This is a genomic window from Streptomyces sp. NBC_00691 (assembly GCF_036226665.1).
Taxonomy (GTDB): domain Bacteria; phylum Actinomycetota; class Actinomycetes; order Streptomycetales; family Streptomycetaceae; genus Streptomyces.
Window position 1 is genome coordinate 6,885,978 of record NZ_CP109007.1, and the last position, 19,247, is coordinate 6,905,224.

18 protein-coding genes are annotated in these 19,247 nt (G+C 72.1%); 16 read left to right on the forward strand and 2 right to left on the reverse strand.

What is annotated here, in order from left to right; all coding sequences use genetic code 11:
• Position 1: 1 nt before the first annotated feature.
• Positions 2–1,249, reverse strand: a complete 1,248-nt coding sequence (locus tag OG392_RS30920; RefSeq protein WP_329284888.1) for a bifunctional class I SAM-dependent methyltransferase/N-acetyltransferase — start codon at positions 1,247–1,249, stop codon at positions 2–4.
• A 195-nt stretch (positions 1,250–1,444) separates the two neighbouring features.
• Positions 1,445–2,386, reverse strand: coding sequence for a cation diffusion facilitator family transporter (locus tag OG392_RS30925; RefSeq protein ID WP_329284890.1), 942 nt, complete (start codon positions 2,384–2,386; stop codon positions 1,445–1,447).
• A gap of 450 nt (positions 2,387–2,836) precedes the next feature.
• Between OG392_RS30925 and OG392_RS30930 the strand changes: the two genes are divergently transcribed.
• The 16 genes from OG392_RS30930 to hpnH all read left to right on the forward strand — a co-directional run bounded on the left by OG392_RS30930 (position 2,837) and on the right by hpnH (position 19,209).
• Positions 2,837–4,636, forward strand: coding sequence for a DUF5941 domain-containing protein (locus OG392_RS30930; RefSeq protein WP_329287563.1), 1,800 nt, complete (start codon positions 2,837–2,839; stop codon positions 4,634–4,636).
• Positions 4,633–5,370, forward strand: a complete 738-nt coding sequence (locus OG392_RS30935) for a phosphocholine cytidylyltransferase family protein (protein ID WP_329284892.1) — start codon at positions 4,633–4,635, stop codon at positions 5,368–5,370. The genes OG392_RS30930 and OG392_RS30935 overlap by 4 nt, the downstream gene beginning before the upstream one ends.
• The gene (locus OG392_RS30940; protein ID WP_329284894.1) at positions 5,358–6,419 is read left to right on the forward strand and encodes an iron-containing alcohol dehydrogenase family protein; all 1,062 of its coding nucleotides are present in this window, start codon (positions 5,358–5,360) and stop codon (positions 6,417–6,419) included. Before OG392_RS30935 ends, OG392_RS30940 begins: the two co-directional genes overlap by 13 nt.
• Complete coding sequence (locus OG392_RS30945; RefSeq protein WP_329284896.1) at positions 6,397–7,176, forward strand: CDP-alcohol phosphatidyltransferase family protein; 780 nt, start codon at positions 6,397–6,399, stop codon at positions 7,174–7,176. Before OG392_RS30940 ends, OG392_RS30945 begins: the two co-directional genes overlap by 23 nt.
• A 47-nt stretch (positions 7,177–7,223) precedes the next feature.
• Complete coding sequence (locus OG392_RS30950) at positions 7,224–8,069, forward strand: glycosyltransferase family 2 protein (protein ID WP_329287564.1); 846 nt, start codon at positions 7,224–7,226, stop codon at positions 8,067–8,069.
• Positions 8,070–8,118: 49 nt separating this feature from the next.
• Positions 8,119–9,048, forward strand: coding sequence for an ABC transporter permease (locus OG392_RS30955; protein ID WP_329284898.1), 930 nt, complete (start codon positions 8,119–8,121; stop codon positions 9,046–9,048).
• Complete coding sequence (locus OG392_RS30960; RefSeq protein WP_329284900.1) at positions 9,041–9,838, forward strand: ABC transporter ATP-binding protein; 798 nt, start codon at positions 9,041–9,043, stop codon at positions 9,836–9,838. Before OG392_RS30955 ends, OG392_RS30960 begins: the two co-directional genes overlap by 8 nt.
• A gap of 117 nt (positions 9,839–9,955) precedes the next feature.
• Positions 9,956–10,603: a TetR/AcrR family transcriptional regulator gene (locus OG392_RS30965; protein ID WP_329284902.1), complete on the forward strand. Its 648-nt coding sequence runs from the start codon at positions 9,956–9,958 to the stop codon at positions 10,601–10,603.
• A gap of 313 nt (positions 10,604–10,916) precedes the next feature.
• Positions 10,917–11,828 carry a squalene synthase HpnC gene (hpnC, locus tag OG392_RS30970; protein WP_329284903.1) on the forward strand — a complete coding sequence of 304 codons (912 nt, stop codon included), beginning with the start codon at positions 10,917–10,919 and terminating at the stop codon, positions 11,826–11,828.
• Complete coding sequence (hpnD, locus tag OG392_RS30975) at positions 11,825–12,775, forward strand: presqualene diphosphate synthase HpnD (RefSeq protein ID WP_329284905.1); 951 nt, start codon at positions 11,825–11,827, stop codon at positions 12,773–12,775. The genes hpnC and hpnD overlap by 4 nt, the downstream gene beginning before the upstream one ends.
• Positions 12,775–12,897 carry a hypothetical protein gene (locus OG392_RS30980; RefSeq protein WP_329284907.1) on the forward strand — a complete coding sequence of 41 codons (123 nt, stop codon included), beginning with the start codon at positions 12,775–12,777 and terminating at the stop codon, positions 12,895–12,897. Before hpnD ends, OG392_RS30980 begins: the two co-directional genes overlap by 1 nt.
• Complete coding sequence (hpnE, locus tag OG392_RS30985; protein ID WP_329284910.1) at positions 12,894–14,294, forward strand: hydroxysqualene dehydroxylase HpnE; 1,401 nt, start codon at positions 12,894–12,896, stop codon at positions 14,292–14,294. The genes OG392_RS30980 and hpnE overlap by 4 nt, the downstream gene beginning before the upstream one ends.
• Positions 14,291–15,391, forward strand: a complete 1,101-nt coding sequence (locus OG392_RS30990; protein ID WP_329284912.1) for a polyprenyl synthetase family protein — start codon at positions 14,291–14,293, stop codon at positions 15,389–15,391. The genes hpnE and OG392_RS30990 overlap by 4 nt, the downstream gene beginning before the upstream one ends.
• Positions 15,392–15,498: 107 nt before the next feature.
• Positions 15,499–17,523, forward strand: a complete 2,025-nt coding sequence (gene shc / locus OG392_RS30995; protein ID WP_329284913.1) for a squalene--hopene cyclase — start codon at positions 15,499–15,501, stop codon at positions 17,521–17,523.
• Positions 17,523–18,179 carry a phosphorylase family protein gene (locus OG392_RS31000; RefSeq protein ID WP_329284915.1) on the forward strand — a complete coding sequence of 219 codons (657 nt, stop codon included), beginning with the start codon at positions 17,523–17,525 and terminating at the stop codon, positions 18,177–18,179. Before shc ends, OG392_RS31000 begins: the two co-directional genes overlap by 1 nt.
• Before the next feature lie 7 nt (positions 18,180–18,186).
• Positions 18,187–19,209 carry an adenosyl-hopene transferase HpnH gene (hpnH, locus tag OG392_RS31005; protein ID WP_030313699.1) on the forward strand — a complete coding sequence of 341 codons (1,023 nt, stop codon included), beginning with the start codon at positions 18,187–18,189 and terminating at the stop codon, positions 19,207–19,209.
• Positions 19,210–19,247: the final 38 nt, after the last annotated feature.

Consider the following 19,247-nt stretch of genomic DNA (forward strand, 5'->3'; position numbering starts at 1 on the left):
GCTAGACCCCGAAAGCCGCCGGATACGCGATCGTGCCGGGCGGTACGGGCACGGAGTCGTCCAGGACGAGCGCCATCATGGCCTCGTCCGGGACCTCGAAACCTGGCTTGATTCCATACTCGGACGCCCGTACGAACCCGAACTTCGGGTAGTACTCCGGGTGCCCCAGGACGAGCACGAGCGGCTCACCCCGCAGCCGCGCCGCGTCGAGCACGGCCCGGACGACGGCCTTTCCGGCCCCCGTCCGCTGGTACGCGGGGGCCACCGCGACCGGGGCGAGCGCCGCCGCGGGGGCGCCGTCCACCAGGCAGCGGGTGATCAGGGCGTGCGCCGCGATCGAGCCGTCCGGGGCCTCGGCCACGTACGACAGGCCCGGGAGCCAGGCGCCGGGGTCCCGCCGGAGCGCGTCGACCAGTTCGGCCTCCGCCTCCGAGCCGAACGCGGCCGCCACGAGCGGCCGCACCACCGAGGCCTCCCCGTCGGTCTCCGGGCGGGTACGCCAGCGCGGGTCCGCGGGCCGCAGGACGAATCCCGCGTACCCGTAGTCGGTGCCGTGCTCGCGCCGCATCGCGATCTCGGCGCGGGCCCCCGCCACCGCCTCGGCCATACCGGGCACGGTGGTGTCCGCCGCGTCGGCGTGCGCGGCGAGCGGACCGTAGTACTCGGCCCAGTCGCTCTCGGGCTGGAGGACGGTCCCCAGGACGTGGTAGCCGGCCGAGACCGCCGCCGCCGAGAGCCCGCCGACGGTACGGAGCGGGTAGTGCTCCTCCCAGAAGGCGCGGGCCGCGGGAGCGGGCTCCCCGGTGGTCCAGACGCACTCGGTGAGCACCAGGGTGCCTCCGGGCGCCAGCAGCCGTCGCCACTCGGCGAGGGCCCGGTCGAAGCCCAGGACGAAGACCGAGCTCTCGGCCCAGACCAGGTCGAAGGAGCCGTCCGGGAACGGCAGTGCGCCCATGTCGGCGCGGAGGGCGTGGATCGAGCCGTCGAGCCCGCGGTCGGCGGCGGACCGCCGCAGTTCCGCGAGGAACGGTTCGTGGAGGTCGACGGCGGTCACCTCGGCACCCGCCTCGGCCGCCAGGAGCAGCGCGGAACGGCCGGGGCCGCAGCCCAGGTCGAGCACGCGCGGACGCCCGGGCAGCGGACCGGTGAGTTCGAGGAGCCGACGCGTGGTGGCGTCGGAGCCGGGGCCCTGCCGCGGAAGACCGTGGTGCAGGGCGAAGAAGGAGTCGTGCGAAGCGTTGTCGGACAACGTGGGAAACCCTTTGTGTGAGGGCCCCGGCCGACGACGTGACGGACCGGTGGGAACCGGAATCAGGTCAGCCGGAGACCCGGAGGCCGAGGAAGGACCGGGTGCTGCCGCTCGGGACAGCCTCCATCGCGACGGTCATCAACCTCAGCTCCTCTCTCCACGCGTTCGTACGGGAAGGCTAACAGGCGACGCTGTTCAGAGACACAGCCTGGCCTCGTGCTCCGCGTGCCCCACCGGCTCCAGCTGGAAGGTGCAGTGCTCCACGTCGAAGTGCGAGCCCAGGCAGCCCTGGAGGGAGTGCAGCATCTTCTCGTGCCCGACCGAGTCGAGCGCGCCCTGGTCCACGACCACGTGCGCCGAGAGCACCGGCATCCCCGAGGTGATCGTCCAGGCGTGCAGGTCGTGGACGTCCTCGACGCCCGGCAGGGCCAGGATGTGGGCCCGTACCTCCATCATGTCGACGCCCTTGGGAGCGGCCTCCAGGAGGACGTCTAGGGTCTCGCGCAGCAGCTTGACCGTACGGGGGACGATCATCAGGCCGATCAGGATCGAGGCGATCGGGTCGGCGTACTGCCAGCCGGTCACCAGGATGATGCCCGCCGCGACGATCACGGTGACCGAGCCCAGCGCGTCCGCGAGCACCTCCAGATACGCGCCGCGCACGTTGAGGCTGTCCTTCTGGCCCCGCATGAGCAGCGACAGCGAGATCACGTTGGCGATCAGACCGATCGTCGCGACCGCGATCGCCAGACCGCCCTTGGTGTCGGCCGGCTCGAAGAACCGCTGGACCGCCTCGTACAGCACGTATCCGCCGACGCCCAGGAGCAGCAGACAGTTGGCGAGCGCCGCGAGGATCTCGGCCCGCGCGAACCCGAAGGTGCGGTTCCCCGAGGGGGGCCGATTGGCGAAGTGGATCGCGAGCAGCGCCATCGCGAGGCCGACCGCGTCGGTCGCCATGTGCGCCGCGTCGGCGATCAGCGCGAGCGAGTCGGAGAGGACGCCGCCGATGATTTCGATCACCATCACGGAGAGCGTGATGCCGAGCGCGATGCGCAACCGGTTCTTGTACGCGGCCCCGGCCGTACCCGTCGGCGCGGGGCCGCCGTGACTGTGCCCGTGGTCGTGTCCAGCCCCCATGACATGGCCTCCAGATCGTCTGTTCGCAGGTGCCCCGAGTCGCAAGTGAACTACGGGTGGGGGGTATGCGCAACACGGTACTGAACACCGTTGTCATATGCTCTGACCTGCGGTGATGCATTCCGGACCCGGAGTGGCGGGAAGGCGTCGCCGGGCCCCGGGCCGAGTCCTCCGCCAGAGCCCCCGCCGGAGGGGGCGGCCCTCGTTTTGTGGGGCGGGCCGCCGATCGCCCATGATGATCTCCGGATGAGCTCCACGAGGTGACGCGCAGCCGTGCGGACGCGGGTGGGCCCGGGGGAGTCGAGCCCGCGAAGCCTCGGTGAACTCGTGCTCTGTTTCATCCGATAGCCTCAGCCGACGTGTCGCCGCCCCGCGCCGGGCCGCACCGCCGCGCCCCGGGCCGCCCCGGGTCCCGCCGGCCCCTCCATCAGCTCCAAGGAGTGAGTTCGTCTGTCGACCGCCATCCTCACCGGCCCGCCGGCACCCGGATCCTCGCTCGACGGAGATCTGCGGTCGCTCGGCTTCGACGTCCGGACCGCCGCCGGCCCCGACGAGACCGGGGCCCTGCTGGCCGCGGTCCCCTCGGGTGAGCGCGTCGCCCTCGTCGACCCCCGGTTCGTCGGCCATGTGCACGCGCTGCGCCTGGCCCTCACCGACCCCCGGTTCCCCGCGGCCGCCGCACCCGGCGCCCTCACCGTGCAGAACGGGGCCCGCCCCGCGCTCGCCCGCGCCCTGACCGCCGCCGGGGCCACCGGCACCCGCGGTGACGACCTCACCGGGACGCTCGCCGACGCCCTCGACGCCGACGGCGTCGCCGTGCACCGGCCCCCGCTCGGCACCCTCGTCGCCACCGTCCCCACCGACGCCGAGGCCCGCCACGAGGCCCGGGCCGCCGTGGACGCCGTCGACGACGAGGCGGTCCGCCTCCGCTCCGCCGTGAAGGCCCAGGACGGCTTCTTCACCACCTTCTTCATCAGCCCGTACTCGCGCTACATCGCCCGCTGGTGCGCGCGCCGCGGCCTGACCCCCAACCAGGTCACCACCGCCTCGCTGCTCACCGCGCTGATCGCGGCCGGCTGCGCGGCGACCGGCGAGCGCGGCGGCTACATCGCCGCCGGCGTCCTGCTCCTCGTCTCCTTCGTCCTCGACTGCACCGACGGGCAGCTCGCCCGGTACGCGCTGAAGTACTCGACGATGGGCGCCTGGCTCGACGCCACCTTCGACCGCGCCAAGGAGTACGCCTTCTACGCCGGCCTCGCCCTCGGCGCGGCCCGCGACGGCGACGACGTCTGGGCGCTCGCGCTCGGCGCGATGATCCTCATGACCTGCCGGCACGTCGTGGACTTCTCGTTCAACGAGGCCAACGCCGCGAGCACGGGCGCCACGGCCAGGACGAGCCTCGCCGTCTCCAGCCGGCTCGACAGCCTCGGCTGGACCGTCTGGGCCCGCCGGATGATCATCCTGCCGATCGGCGAGCGCTGGGCCATGATCGCGGTCCTCACCGCCGTCACCAGCCCGCGGATCGTCTTCTGGGCCCTGATCGCCGGCTGCGCCTTCGGCGCCTGCTACACCACGGCGGGGCGCGTCCTGCGCTCCCTGACCCGCAAGGCCGAGCGCACCGACCGCGCCGCGCGGGCCCTGGCGGACCTCGCGGACTCCGGGCCGCTCGCCGCACTCGTCGACCGGATCCTCGGCCGCACCGGCATCCTGATGCTCCCGCCGCTGGTCCTCGCGCTGATCGCCACGGGCGCGATGCTCGCCGCGGCCCTCAGCCGGCCCTTCGGGTCCGAGCAGACCGTCGTCGCCGCCGTCTTCTACGTGGTGTTCGCCGGCGCCGCCGTCGCACGCCCCCTCAAGGGCGCCCTCGACTGGCTGCTCCCGCCGCTCTTCCGGGCCGCCGAGTACGGCACGATCCTGATCCTCGCGGCCCGCTCCGAGGTGAACGGGGCCTTGCCCGCGGCCTACGGCCTGGTGGCGGCCGTCGCCTACCATCACTACGACACGGTGTACCGCATCCGCGGCGGCACCGGCGCGCCGCCCGCGTGGCTGGTGCGCACGATCGGCGGTCACGAGGGCCGCACGTTGCTGGTGACCGTCCTCGCCGCCCTGCTGGCGAGCCGTGGCAACGACTTCACCCTGGCGCTCACCGCTCTGGCGGTCACCATCGCGCTGGTGGTGCTCGCGGAGTCCATCCGTTTCTGGGTGTCCTCCGGAGCACCCGCCGTACATGACGAAGGAGAAACAGCATGATCGGTCTCGTACTGGCAGCCGGTGCCGGACGGCGTCTGCGCCCCTACACCGACACGCTTCCGAAGGCCCTCGTGCCCGTCGACGGTGAGACCACCGTCCTCGACCTCACGCTGAAGAACTTCGCCGAGATCGGCCTCACCGAGGTCGCGATCGTCGTCGGCTACCGCAAGGAGGCCGTCTACGACCGCAAGGAGGCCCTCGAGGCGAAGTACGGCCTCAAGCTCACCCTCGTCGACAACGACAAGGCCGAGGAGTGGAACAACGCGTACTCCCTGTGGTGCGCCCGTGAGGTCCTCAAGCGCGGTGTGATCCTCGCCAACGGCGACACCGTCCACCCGGTCTCCGTCGAGAAGACCCTGCTCGCCGCCCGCGGCGACGGCAAGAAGATCATCCTCGCCCTCGACACGGTGAAGAGCCTCGCCGACGAGGAGATGAAGGTCATCACCGCCGAGGGCAAGGGCGTCCAGCGCATCACCAAGCTGATGGACCCCGCCACCGCCACCGGCGAGTACATCGGCGTCACCCTCATCGAGGCCGAGGCCGCCGAGGAGCTCGCCGACGCCCTCAAGGCCACCTTCGAGCGCGACCCCGACCTGTACTACGAGGACGGCTACCAGGAGCTGGTCAACCGCGGCTTCACCGTCGACGTCGAGCCCATCGGCGACGTCAAGTGGGTCGAGATCGACAACCACGACGACCTCGAGAAGGGCCGTGGGATCGCGTGCCAGTACTGACCCGGCTGATTCCCTCGCCGGTCGTCGTCGACATCCGCCGGGGAGCGCTGGACGACTTGTCCGCGCTCCTCGCGGACCAGCGGATCTCCAGCAACGGCAAGATCGCCGTCGCCATCAGCGGCGGCTCGGGCCTCAAGCTGCGTGACCACTTCGCCCCCGAGCTGCCCGGCGCCGACTGGTACCCGGTCGGCGGCGGCACCATCGACGAGGCCGTGAAGCTCGCCGACGCCATGCGCGGCAAGCGGTACGACGCCGTGGTCGCCCTCGGCGGCGGCAAGATCATCGACGTGACGAAGTACGCGGCGGCCCGGGTCGGGCTGCCGCTGGTGGCCATCGCCACCAACCTCTCGCACGACGGGATCTGCTCCCCGATCTCGACCCTGGACAACGACAACGGCCGGGGTTCGTACGGTGTGCCCACCCCGATCGCCCTCGTCATCGACCTGGACGTGATCAGGGACGCCCCGGTCCGTTTCGTGCGCTCCGGCATCGGCGACGCGATCTCCAACCTCTCCGCCATCGCGGACTGGGAGCTCTCGCACCAGGTGACCGGGGAGCCCGTCGACGGCCTCGCGGCCGCCATGGCGCGCAGCGCCGGTGAGGCCGTGCTCCGCCACCCCGGCGGCGTCGGCGACGACGACTTCCTGGTCACCCTCTCCGAGGGCCTGGTGATGTCCGGCATCGCCATGTCGATCAGCGGGGACAGCCGCCCCTCCTCGGGCGCCTGTCACGAGATCAGCCACGCCTTCGACCTGCTCTTCCCGGCCCGCGCCGCCAGCCACGGCGAGCAGTGCGGTCTCGGTGCGGCCTTCGCCATGCATCTGCGCGGAGCCCACGACGGCTCCGGCCGGATGGTCGAGACGCTGCGCCGGCACGGGCTTCCCGTCACGCCGGAGGAGATGGGCTTCAGCGTGGACGAGTTCGTCCGGGCGGTGTCCTTCGCCCCGCAGACCAGGCCGGGCCGCTTCACCATCCTCGAACACCTCGACCTGTCCGACGACCAGATCAGGGACGCGTACGCCGACTATGCCAAAGCCATCGGTAGCTGAGCTCCGCCCGGTCGTGCACCCCCCGGGTGTCAAGGACCGGCGCAGCGGAGAGCACTGGGGCGGTCGCCTGTACATGCGGGAGATCTCGCTCCGGATCACCCGGCAGCTCGTCGGCACCAGGATCACGCCGAACCAGCTCACGTACGTGATGACCCTCGCGGGCGTCCTCGCGGCACCGGCCCTGCTGGTGCCCGGGATCCCCGGGGCGCTGCTCGGAGCGCTCATGGTCCAGCTCTACCTGCTGCTCGACTGCGTCGACGGCGAGGTGGCCCGCTGGAAGAAGCAGTTCTCGCTGAGCGGCGTGTACCTGGACCGGGTCGGCGCCTACCTGTGCGACGCGGCGGTGCTCGTCGGCTTCGGCCTGCGCGCCGCCGATCTGTGGGGCTCGGGCCGTATCGACTGGCTCTGGGCCTTCCTCGGCACCCTGGCCGCCCTCGGCGCCATCCTGATCAAGGCCGAGACCGACCTCGTCGGTGTGGCCCGGCACCAGGGCGGTCTGCCGCCGGTCAAGGAGGCGGCCTCCGAGCCGCGCTCCTCGGGCATGGCGCTGGCCCGCCGGGCGGCCGGTGCGCTGAAGTTCCACCGGCTCGTCCTCGGGATCGAGGCCTCGCTGCTGATCGTGGTCCTGGCCATCGCGGACCAGATCAGGGGCGACCTCTTCTTCACCCGGCTCGGTGTCGCCGTCCTCGCCGGCATCGCGCTGCTCCAGACCGTGCTGCACCTCGTGTCGATCATGGTTTCGAGCAGGCTGAAGTGAGGCCGGCCGTGAGCACGCCGCTCAGGGTGGGAGCCGTCGTCATCACGATGGGCAACCGCCCCGACGACCTGCGCGCGCTGATCGACTCGGTCGCCGGGCAGGAGGGCGACCGCATCGAGGTCGTCGTCGTCGGTCAGGGCACCCCGGTCTCCGGGGTGCCCGACTGGGTGCGGACCGTCGACCTGCCGGACAACGTCGGCATCCCCGCCGGCCGGAACGTCGGCATCGAGGCCTTCGGGCCCGGCGGCACCGACGTCGACGTCCTGCTCTTCCTGGACGACGACGGGCGGCTCGCGCACACGGACACCGCCGAACTGGTGCGGCAGGCCTTCACCGCCGACCCGCGCCTCGGCATCATCACCTTCCGGATCGCCGATCCGGTGACCGGGGTCACCCAGCGCCGGCACGTGCCGAGGCTCCGCGCCTCCGACCCGACGCGCTCCTCGCGGGTGACGACCTTCCTCGGCGGCGCCAACGCCGTGCGCACCAAGGTGTTCGCCGAAGTCGGCGAACTTCCCGGCGAGTTCTTCTACGCGCACGAGGAGACCGACCTCGCCTGGCGCGCGCTCGACGCCGACTGGATGATCGACTACCGTGCGGACATGGTGCTGTTGCACCCCACGACAGCACCCTCCCGGCACGCCTCGTACCACTTCAACGTGGCCCGCAACCGAGTCTGGCTGGCACGCCGCAATCTGCCCGCGCCCCTGGTGCCGGCGTATCTCGGCGTCTGGCTCCTGCTCACCCTGGCCCGTCGGCCCTCGCTCTCCGCGCTGAAGGCATGGTTCGGCGGATTCCGTGAAGGCTGGAAGACCCCCTGCGGACCGCGTCGTCCCATGAGGTGGCGTACGGTGTGGCGGCTGACCCGGCTGGGTCGCCCCCCGGTCGTCTGACATCGTGGTACCGACGTGCCGCGCATCTTGAACACGAAAGTTTCGACTTGTGAGTGACACACAGCAGGGCGGGGCGGTCGCGACGAGCGCGCCCCCGTCCATCGACGAGGGCCTGACCCCGGCCGCGCTCGCCGAGAAGTACGGGCTGTCGGTCAGCGGCGCCCGGCCCGGACTGTTCGAGTACGTCCGCGAGCTGTGGAGCCGCCGCCACTTCATCCTGGCCTTCTCCTCGGCCAAGCTGACCGCCCAGTACAGCCAGGCGAAGCTGGGCCAGGTCTGGCAGGTGGCGACCCCGCTGCTGAACGCGCTGGTCTACTACCTGATCTTCGGGCTCATCCTGGACGCCGGGCGCGGCATGACCAAGGACGTCTACATCCCGTTCCTGGTCACCGGCATCTTCGTGTTCACCTTCACCCAGAGTTCGGTCATGGCCGGCGTCCGGGCGATCTCGGGGAACCTGGGCCTGGTCCGGGCCCTGCACTTCCCCCGGGCCACGCTGCCCATCTCGTTCTCGCTCCAGCAGCTCCAGCAGCTGCTCTTCTCGATGATCGTCCTCGTGGCGATCGCGATCGCCTTCGGCAGCTACCCCTCGGCCCGCTGGCTGCTGCTGTTCCCGGCACTGTTCCTGCAGTTCGTGTTCAACATCGGGCTGGCCATGATCATGGCCAGGATGGGCTCCAAGACGCCCGACCTCGCCCAGCTGATGCCGTTCGTGATGCGGACCTGGATGTACGCGTCCGGTGTGATGTTCTCGATCCAGACGATGCTCGCCGACAAGCCGGCCTGGATCGCCGACATCCTCATGTACAACCCGGCGGCCGTGTACATGGACCTCATCCGTTTCGCCCTCATCGAGGGCTACGGCGCGGACAACCTGCCGGCGCACGTCTGGATGACCGCGCTCGCCTGGGCCCTGGTCTTCGGCATCGGCGGCTTCATCTACTTCTGGAAGGCCGAGGAGAGGTACGGCCGTGGCTGACACCGACATCAACGCCCAGCGGTCCGACGTTCCCACCGTCATCTGCGACGACGTCCACATCGTCTACCGGGTCAACACCGGTGGCGGCGGCAAGGGCAGCGCCACGGCGGCGCTCAGCCGGATCGTCGGCCGCGGCAAGGCCGAGGTCAGCCGGGGCGTCCGCAAGGTCCACGCGGTCCGCGGCGTCACCTTCACCGCCTACCGCGGCGAGGCCATCGGCCTCATCGGCTCCAACGGCTCGGGCAAGTCCACGCTCCTGCGCGCCGTCGCCGGGCTGCTCCCCACCGAGAGCGGCAGGGTCTACACGGACGGTCAGCCCTCGCTCCTGGGCGTCAACGCGGCCCTCATGAACGACCTCACCGGTGAGCGCAACGTGATCCTGGGCGGCCTGGCCATGGGCATGAGCCGTGAGGAGGTGCGCTCGCGCTACGACGGGATCGTCGACTTCTCCGGCATCAACGAGAAGGGCGACTTCATCAGCCTGCCCATGCGCACGTACTCCTCCGGCATGGGCGCCCGCCTCCGCTTCGCCATCGCGGCCGCCAAGAACCACGACGTCCTCCTCATCGACGAGGCGCTGGCGACCGGTGACCGCAAGTTCCAGATCCGCTCCGAGGAGCGCATCCGCGAGCTCCGCAAGGAGGCCGGCACGGTCTTCCTGGTGAGCCACAGCAACAAGTCCATCCGGGACACCTGCGACCGGGTGCTCTGGCTGGAGAAGGGGCAGCTCCTCATGGACGGGCCCACGGACGAGGTCCTCAAGGCCTACGAGCGGGAGACCGCCCGCTGATCCTCCCCCGTGTCCTGGTGCCGCCCCCGCCGATTTCCGGCGGGGGCGGTTCCGTTTTCCGCGCGTCGCGCCGCCACCTGGAATGTTCATGCTGGCAACATCGGGCAGGATGAGTCCATGGCAGCGATCTCGGGGGGAAAGACCTACCACCACGGCGATCTGCGCAACGCGCTGATCTGCGCCGCCGTCGACCTCGCCACCGAGGGCGGCCCCGAAAGGGTCGTCCTGCGCGAGGCGGCCCGCCGGGTCGGCGTCTCGCCCACCGCCGCCTACCGGCACTTCGACGGACGCGGCGAACTCCTCCGCACCGTCAGGACCCACGCCCAGTGCGTGCTCGCCGACGCCATGGAACGGGCCGCGGCCCGTGAGCCCGGCGCCGACGACCCGGCCCTCGCGGCGGAGCGCCGGCTCGCCGCCCTCTGCCGGGGGTACGTCGGCTTCGCCGTCGACCAGCCGGGCCTCTACCGGGCCGCCTTCTGCGTGCCCCGCCCGGACGCAACGGCCGCGCCGATGCCGGAGCGGCAGGTGCCCGAACCCGAGGTCCGCGCCTTCACCCTGCTCCGGGACGCCTTCGAGGGCCTCACCCGGGCCGGCGCCCCGCTCCCGGCCGTCCGCCCGGCCGCGGGCGCCGCCGCGTGGTCGGCCGTGCACGGACTGTCACTTCTCCTGCTCGACGGGCCTCTTCGCCGCCTTCCCGCCCAGCGCAGGAACGCCGTCGTCGAGACCACCCTCGCCATGGTCGTCTCCGGTACGCGCGCCCTCTGACCTCCGCCGCGGGCCGAACTGCCGTGCGGTGCAGGAGGGTTGACGACTCGTACAGGTGAGCTGCCGGACGCCCGGCACCCCCGAATGGCGACGGCCGTCGTACAACGTAAGCTGGACCGGTCTGTTTCGCGGCAAGTAGGGCGATACCCCACGGCCATCGGGCCTCCGGGCGGCGGCTCTACGGGCAGGGGTCGGCGGCGTGTCCGAAATAGGATGGATTGACTCGGCAGTGTAGAACGGGAGACGTGACGGCCATGACGCAGAATCTCCAGCTCCACGAGGGTCTCGCCGTCCCTCCGTCGGGCAGTGACCTGTGACGGACACCCGGCAGGCGCGCATCGACGCCTCCTCGCGCGCCACCCTCGGCAAGGCCGCGGACGAGAACTTCCCCGTGGCTCCGTTCTTCCTGCCCCGGGCCTGGCGCGACGACCTGATGGCCGTCTACGGGTTCGCCCGCCTCGTCGACGACATCGGGGACGGCGACCTCGCCCCCGGCGGAGCCGACGCCCGCCACCTCGGGCTCGATCCGGAGACGGCACAGGACCGGCTCGCCTTCCTCGACGCCTTCGAGGCGGACCTCCGCCGCGTCTTCGACGGCACCCCCCGCCACCCCCTCCTCCAGGGCCTCCTGCCGACCGTGCGCCGTTGCGGGCTCACCCCCGAGCCGTTCCTCGGCCTGATCGCCGCCAACCGCCAGGACCAGCAGGTCAGCCGCTACGAGACGTACGACGACCTCCTCGCGTACTGCGAGCTCTCCGCCAACACCGTCGGGCGGCTCGTCCTCGCCATCACCGGCACCGACACCCCCGAGCGGATCAGGCGCTCCGACGAGATCTGCACCGCCCTCCAGATCGTCGAGCACCTCCAGGACGTCGCCGAGGACCTCGGCAACGACCGCGTCTATCTCCCCGCCGAGGACCTCAAGCGGTTCCACGTCACCGAGAGCGACCTCGCCCGGCCCACCGCCGGAGCCTCCGTCCGCGCCCTGATCGCCTTCGAGGCCGAGCGGGCCCGCGACCTCCTCCACGCCGGTGCCCCGCTCGTCGGCAGCGTCCACGGCCGGCTCCGCCTCCTCCTGGCGGGCTTCACCGCCGGGGGCCTGGCGGCACTCGACGCGATCACCGACGCCGGATACGACGTGCTGACCGGCCCACCGAAGGCCACCAAGCCGAGCCTGATGCGCCAGGCGGGAGCGGTTCTGCTCCGGGCGCGGAGAGAGGGGTGAGCGCGACCGTGGAGGCACAGCCCCAGCCGTCCGCACCGGTACAGGCCGCCTACAGCTACTGCGAGGCGGTGACCGGACAGCAGGCGCGGAACTTCGCCTACGGAATCCGGCTGCTGCCGACCGAGAAGCGCCAGGCGATGTCCGCGCTGTACGCGTTCTCCCGGCGCGTCGACGACATCGGCGACGGAACCCTCGCGCCGGAGGCCAAGCAGGATCGCCTGGAGGCCACGCGCGACCTGCTCGCCCGGGTCCGCGAGGGGAAGATCGACGAGGACGACACCGACCCGGTCGCCGTCGCCCTCGCCGACTCGGCCCGCCGTTTCCCGATCCCGCTCGGCGGCCTCGACGAGCTCATCGACGGCGTCCTCATGGACGTGCACGGCGCGACCTACGAGACCTGGGACGACCTCAAGGTCTACTGCCGCTGCGTCGCCGGGGCGATCGGCCGGATCTCCCTCGGCGTCTTCGGCACCCAGCCCGGCGCCCCGGGCGCCGACCGGGCCCCCGAGTACGCCGACACCCTCGGTCTCGCGCTCCAACTCACCAACATCCTCAGGGACGTACGCGAGGACGCCGGGAACGGACGGACCTATCTGCCCGCCGACGACCTCGCCAAGTTCGGCTGCGGCGACGGCTTCGGCAGCGACCGGCCGCCCGCCGGCGCCGACTTCGCCGGGCTCGTCCACTTCGAAGTGCGGCGCGCCCGCGCCCTGTTCGCCGAGGGCTACCGGCTGCTTCCCATGCTCGACCGGCGCAGCGGCGCCTGTGTCGCCGCCATGGCCGGCATCTACCGCCGTCTGCTCGACCGGATCGAACGCGACCCCGAGGCCGTGCTGCGCGGCCGCGTCTCGCTGCCGGGCCGGGAGAAGGCGTACGTCGCGGTGCGCGGCCTCTCCGGCCTGGACACCCGCACCGTCGCCAGGCGCTCCGTCAGGAGGCGTGCCTGATGCCTCCGTACGCCGCCGTCCCCGCCCGCCGGGCAACCCCCGGCACCGCCCCGGCGTCCCTGCCGTGGGCGGCCCGGACCATGGCGACCCCGACCGCGACGACCCGAACGGAGGCCGAGTGACCCACGAGGGAACCGGACAGCACACCCGGCAGCCGCGGGCCGTCGTCGTCGGCGGCGGGCTCGCCGGCATCACCGCAGCCCTCCAGCTCGCCGACGCCGGCGTCGGCGTGACCCTCCTGGAGGGCAGGCCCAGGCTCGGCGGCCTCGCCTTCTCCTTCCGCCGGGGCGACCTCACCGTCGACAACGGCCAGCACGTCTACCTGCGCTGCTGCACCGCCTACCGCTGGTTCCTCGACCGGGTCGACGCCGCCCGGCTCGCCCCCCTCCAGGACCGCCTCGACGTCCCCGTCCTCGACGTCGGGCACCCGCGCGGGCCGCGGCTCGGCCGGATCCGCCGCGACAACCTCCCGGTACCCCTGCACCTGGCGCGCAGCCTCGCGACCTACCCGCACCTCTCGCTCGCCGAGCGGGCCTCCGTCGGCCGGGCCGCGCTCGCCCTCAGGAAGCTCGACCCCGCCGACCCGGCGCTCGACGGCATCGACTTCGCCACCTGGCTCGGCCGGCACGGCCAGTCCCCGCGGACCGTCGCCGCCCTCTGGGACCTGGTCGGCATCCCCACCCTCAACGCCCCCGCCCCGCAGGCCTCCATGGGGCTCGCCGCGATGGTCTTCAAGACCGGACTCCTCTCCGAGCCCGGCGCCGCCGACATCGGCTGGGCCCATGTGCCGCTCGGCGAACTCCACGACACCCGGGCGGCGAAGGAGCTCGACGCCCTCGGGGTACGCACCGCGCTCCGCACCAAGGCCGAGCGGATCTCCCGTACCGAAGACGGGCGTTGGGCCGTCGAGGTGCCCGGCGAGACGCTCCTCGCGGACGCCGTCGTGCTAGCCGTACCGCAGGAGGAGACCCACGGCCTGCTGCCCGAGGGCGCCCTCGACGACCCCGACCGGCTCCTCGACATCGCGACCGCGCCCATCCTCAACCTGCACGTGATCTACGACCGCAAGGTGCTGAAGCGGCCGTTCTTCACCGCCCTCGGCTCCCCGGTGCAGTGGGTCTTCGACCGCACGGACTCCTCCGGGCTCACCGGCGGGGGCCAGTACCTCGCCGTCTCCCAGTCCGCCGCCGGGGACGAGATCGACGAGACCGTCGCCGCCCTGCGCGCGAAGTACCTCCCCGAGCTGGAGCGGCTGCTGCCCGCCGCGCGCGGCGCCGGGATCCGCGACTTCTTCGTCACAAGGGAGCGGACGGCCACGTTCGCCCCCGCCCCGGGCGTCGGCCGGCTCCGCCCCGGCGCCCGCACCCAGGCACCGGGGCTCTTCCTGGCCGGGGCCTGGACCGCCACCGGCTGGCCCGCGACCATGGAGGGTGCCGTCCGCAGTGGCTTCAGCGCCGCGGGTGCCGCGCTCTCCGCCCTCGGCCGCCGCCATGACCATCCGCTGCAGGAGGCGGCATGAGTGTGAGTACCGGAACAAGAGGAGAGACCGTGCCGACTGTGCCGCCGGGTAATCCGGCCGTCGACACCGCGGACGTGTCCGCACTGCTGGAGCGGGGGCGGACCCTGTCCACCCCCGTACTGCGGGCGGCCGTCGACCGCCTCGCGCCGCCCATGGACACCGTGGCCGCCTACCACTTCGGCTGGATCGACGCGCAGGGCAACCCCGCGGACGGGGACAGCGGCAAGGCCGTCCGCCCCGCGCTCGCCCTGCTGTCGGCCGAGGCCGCGGGCGTCGCCCCCGAGGTCGGGATCCCCGGTGCCGTCGCCGTGGAGCTCGTCCACAACTTCTCGCTGCTGCACGACGACCTGATGGACGGGGACGAGCAGCGCCGCCACCGCGACACCGTGTGGAAGGTGCACGGCCCCGCGCAGGCCATCCTGGTCGGCGACGCCCTGTTCGCCCTGGCCAACGAGATCCTGCTGGAGCTCGGCACGGTGGAGGCCGGCCGGGCGACCCGCCGGCTCACCACCGCGAGCCGCAAGCTCATCGACGGCCAGGCCCAGGACATCTCCTACGAGCACCGCGAGCGGGTCACCGTCGAGGAGTGCCTGGAGATGGAGGGCAACAAGACCGGCGCCCTGCTCGCCTGCGCGGTCTCCATCGGTGCGGTCCTCGGCGGCGCCGACGACCGCACGGCCGACAAGCTAGAGGAGTACGGGTACCACCTCGGGCTCGCCTTCCAGGCCGTCGACGACCTGCTCGGCATCTGGGGCGACCCCGAGGCCACCGGCAAGCAGACCTGGAGCGACCTGCGCCAGCGCAAGAAGTCCCTGCCGGTCGTCGCGGCCCTCGCGGCCGGCGGCCCCGCATCCGAGCGGCTCGGCGAACTCCTCGCCGCGGACGCCAAGTCCAACGACTTCGACACCTTCTCCGAGGAGGAGTTCGCCACCCGCGCGGCCCTCATCGAGGAGGCCGGAGGACGCGAGTGGACCTCCCAGGAGGCCCGCCGCCAGCACACGATCGCGATCGAGGCCCTCGACGAGGTGGACATGCCCGCCCGGGTGCGGGCGCAGCTCGTCGCGCTGGCCGACTTCGTGGTCGTACGGAAGAGATGATCACCATCACCCTGATATGAGTTCGCGGTCGCCGGCCGGTGCCACCCGGCGCCGGCCGACGGCAGACCCGTAGAAGCAGAAGTAACCGACTGCGCAAAGGGGAAGCCATGACAGCGACGACCGACGGAAGCGCCGGGGCCGTGGGCCCCCGGGCGGCCGCGGCCAGCACGACGAACGAGCTCCGACCCGGTGCCGCCGCGGCGGCGCTCGACGGAACCGCCCTGCCCGACGCGTCCGGCCTCGACGAGGCCGCCGCGCGGGCGGCGGAGCGGGCCGCCGGGCATCTGCTCGCCCGGCAGGACCCCGAGGGCTGGTGGAAGGGCGACCTGGAGACCAACGTCACCATGGACGCCGAGGACCTCCTCCTCCGCCAGTTCCTGGGCATCCTCGACGCCGACACCACGCACGCCGCGGCCCTCCACATCCGCCGCGAGCAGCGTGAGGACGGCGCCTGGGCCACCTTCTACGGCGGGCCCGGCGACCTCTCCGCCACCGTCGAGGCCTATGTGGCCCTGCGGCTCGCCGGAGACCTGCCCGACGCCCCGCACATGGCCCGGGCCTCCGCCTGGGTCCGGGCCGGCGGGGGCATCGCCTCCGCCCGGGTCTTCACCAGGATCTGGCTCGCCCTCTTCGGCTGGTGGCGCTGGGAGGATCTGCCCGAGCTGCCTCCGGAACTCCTCTTCCTGCCCAAGTGGTTCCCGCTCAACATCTACGACTTCGGCTGCTGGGCCCGGCAGACCATCGTGCCGCTCACCGTGGTCTCCGCGAAGCGCCCGGTCCGCCCCGCACCCTTCCCGCTCGACGAGCTGCACACCGACCCCGCCCTGCCGAACCCGCCCCGGCCGCTCGCCCCCGCCACCGGCTGGGACGGGCTCTTCCAGCGCCTCGACAAGGCGCTGCACCTCTACCACCGGGTGGCGCCGCGCGCCCTGCGCAGGACCGCGATGAACCAGGCCGCGCGCTGGATCATCGAGCGCCAGGAGAACGACGGCTGCTGGGGCGGCATCCAGCCGCCCGCCGTCTACTCGGTCATCGCCCTCCACCTCCTCGGCTACGACCTCCAGCACCCCGTCATGCGGGCCGGACTCGCCTCGCTCGACCGGTTCGCGGTCTGGCGCGAGGACGGCTCGCGGATGGTCGAGGCCTGTCAGTCGCCGGTCTGGGACACCTGCCTCGCCGTCATCGCGCTCGCCGACGCCGGGCTCGAACCCGACCACCCGGCCCTGTTGAAGGCCGTCGACTGGATGCTCGACGAGGAGATCACCCGGACCGGGGACTGGTCCGTCCGGAGGCCCGAACTGCCGCCGGGCGGCTGGGCGTTCGAGTTCCACAACGACAACTACCCCGACATCGACGACACCGCGGAAGTGCTCCTCGCCTTCCGCAGGGTCAGGCACCCCGACCCCGCCCGGCTGGAAGCGGCCGTCGCCCGGGGCGCGCGGTGGACCCTCGGGATGCAGTCGAAGGGCGGCGCCTGGGGCGCCTTCGACGCCGACAACACCAGTGCCCTCCCCAACAAGCTGCCCTTCTGCGACTTCGGCGAGGTGATCGACCCGCCCTCCGCCGACGTCACCGCCCATGTCGTGGAGATGCTCGCCTTCGAGGGACTGGCCCGGGACCCCCGTACCCGCGGGGGAATCGACTGGCTGCTGGCCGCGCAGGAGCCGAACGGTGCCTGGTTCGGCCGCTGGGGCGTGAACCACGTGTACGGCACGGGATCGGTGCTCCCCGCGCTCACCGCGGCCGGGCTCCCCGTCTCCCACCCGGCGATCCGCCGGGCCGTCCACTGGCTCGGTACCGTCCAGAACGAGGACGGCGGCTGGGGCGAGGACCTCCGCTCGTACCACGACGAGACATGGATCGGGCGCGGCGCCTCCACCGCCTCCCAGACCGCCTGGGCGCTGATCGCCCTCCTCGCGGCCGGCGAGCGGGACTCCGACCCCGTCCGCCGCGGGGTCGCCTGGCTGGCCGAGACCCAGCGCGAGGACGGCTCCTGGGACGAGCCGTACTTCACGGGAACCGGCTTCCCCTGGGACTTCTCGATCAACTACCACCTCTACCGTCTGGTCTTCCCGCTCACGGCGCTCGGACGCTACGTGCACGGGGAGCCCTCGCCCGGCAAGGTCCGCTGATGGGGCGCGAGCCGGGCCCCGGCGCCCCGCCGCTGCTGATCGCCTGTGCCCTCGGCATCGAGCAGCTCGCCCTGCGCAGCGGGGACCGGGCCGACGCCCCCGGGCCCGTCACCGTGCTCCGGACCGGCATGGGGCCCGACAAGGCACGCCGGGCCGTCTCCCGGGCCCTCGGCACGCACGGATGGCAGGACGCCGCCGTCATCGCCTCCGGTTTCTGCGCGGGGCTCGCCCCCGGGATGCACCCGGGGGACCTGATCGTCGCCGAGGAGGCCCGCGGTCCCGACGGCACGATCTCCTGCACCGGGACCGAGCTCCTGGTGAAGGCGCTGGTCAGAGCCGTGCCCGGGCGGGCCGTGCACACCGGGCCGCTGACCGGCTCCGACCATGTGGTGCGGGGCCCCGAGCGGGCCGCGCTGCGCGCCACCGGCGCCATCGCCGTCGACATGGAGTCCGCCGCGACGCTGGGAACGGCCCGCGGCGGTCCGGGGCCGGACGGCCGCCCGGTTGCGGCCGTCCGGGTGGTCGTGGACGCTCCAGAACATGAACTGGTCCGGATCGGCACGGTGCGCGGGGGAATATCGGCCTTCCGTGTTCTTCGTGCCGTCCTTCCCGCATTCTTCGAATGGCACCGTTCTTTGCTGCTCCCCAGGAGGTGAGCGAGTTATGGCCATGCCGCTCCGTCAGTCCATCCGGGTCGGGACCTATCTCTTCGAACAGAAGCTCCGCAAGCGTGAGAAGTTCCCGCTGATCGTCGAGCTCGAGCCGCTGTTCGCCTGCAACCTCAAGTGCGAGGGCTGCGGAAAGATCCAGCACCCGGCCGGCGTCCTCAAGCAGCGCATGCCGGTCGCCCAGGCGGTCGGCGCCGTCCTCGAGTCCGGCGCCCCCATGGTGTCCATCGCGGGCGGCGAGCCCCTGATGCACCCGCAGATCGACGAGATCGTGCGCCAGTTGGTGGCCAAGCGGAAGTACGTCTTCCTCTGCACCAACGCGATGCTGCTGCGCAAGAAGCTGGAGAACTTCACGCCCTCGCCGTACTTCGCCTTCGCCGTGCACATCGACGGCCTGCGCGAGCGGCACGACGAATCCGTCGCCAAGGAGGGCGTGTTCGACGAGGCGGTGGCGGCCATCAAGGAGGCCAAGCGGCGCGGTTTCCGCGTCACCACCAATTCGACCTTCTTCAACACCGACACCCCGCAGACCATCATCGAGGTGCTCAATTACCTCAACGACGACCTCCAGGTCGACGAGATGATGATCTCGCCCGCGTACGCGTACGAGAAGGCCCCCGACCAGGAGCACTTCCTCGGCGTCGAGCAGACCCGCGAGCTGTTCAAGAAGGCCTTCGCCGGCGGAAACCGGCGCCGCTGGCGCCTCAACCACTCGCCGCTCTTCCTGGACTTCCTGGAAGGAAAGGCGGACTTCCCCTGCACCGCCTGGGCCATTCCGAACTATTCGCTCTTCGGATGGCAGCGGCCCTGCTATCTCATGAGCGACGGATACGTCCCCACGTACCGCGAACTCATCGAGGACACCGACTGGGACAAGTACGGTCGCGGCAAGGACCCGCGCTGCGCCAACTGCATGGCGCACTGCGGCTACGAGCCCACCGCCGTCCTCGCCACCATGGGTTCCCTCAAGGAATCCCTGCGCGCGGTCCGGGAGACCGTCTCGGGGAACAACGGGTGACCGACGGCGAAAGGGTGAGGACCCATGGAGCCGGTGAC

Bases quoted from the DNA above. Each gene is read 5' to 3' on its own strand.
- shc (WP_329284913.1), top strand. From the start codon at position 15,499: ATGACAGCGACGACCGACGGAAGCGCCGGGGCCGTGGGCCCCCGGGCG.
- OG392_RS30980 (WP_329284907.1), top strand. From the start codon at position 12,775: ATGCCTCCGTACGCCGCCGTCCCCGCCCGCCGGGCAACCCCCGGCACC.
- OG392_RS30945 (WP_329284896.1), top strand. From the start codon at position 6,397: ATGCCAAAGCCATCGGTAGCTGAGCTCCGCCCGGTCGTGCACCCCCCG.
- OG392_RS30990 (WP_329284912.1), top strand. From the start codon at position 14,291: ATGAGTGTGAGTACCGGAACAAGAGGAGAGACCGTGCCGACTGTGCCG.
- hpnH (WP_030313699.1), top strand. From the start codon at position 18,187: ATGGCCATGCCGCTCCGTCAGTCCATCCGGGTCGGGACCTATCTCTTC.
- OG392_RS30925 (WP_329284890.1), bottom strand. From the start codon at position 2,386: ATGGGGGCTGGACACGACCACGGGCACAGTCACGGCGGCCCCGCGCCG.
- OG392_RS30950 (WP_329287564.1), top strand. From the start codon at position 7,224: ATGGGCAACCGCCCCGACGACCTGCGCGCGCTGATCGACTCGGTCGCC.
- OG392_RS30965 (WP_329284902.1), top strand. From the start codon at position 9,956: ATGGCAGCGATCTCGGGGGGAAAGACCTACCACCACGGCGATCTGCGC.
- OG392_RS31000 (WP_329284915.1), top strand. From the start codon at position 17,523: ATGGGGCGCGAGCCGGGCCCCGGCGCCCCGCCGCTGCTGATCGCCTGT.
- OG392_RS30935 (WP_329284892.1), top strand. From the start codon at position 4,633: ATGATCGGTCTCGTACTGGCAGCCGGTGCCGGACGGCGTCTGCGCCCC.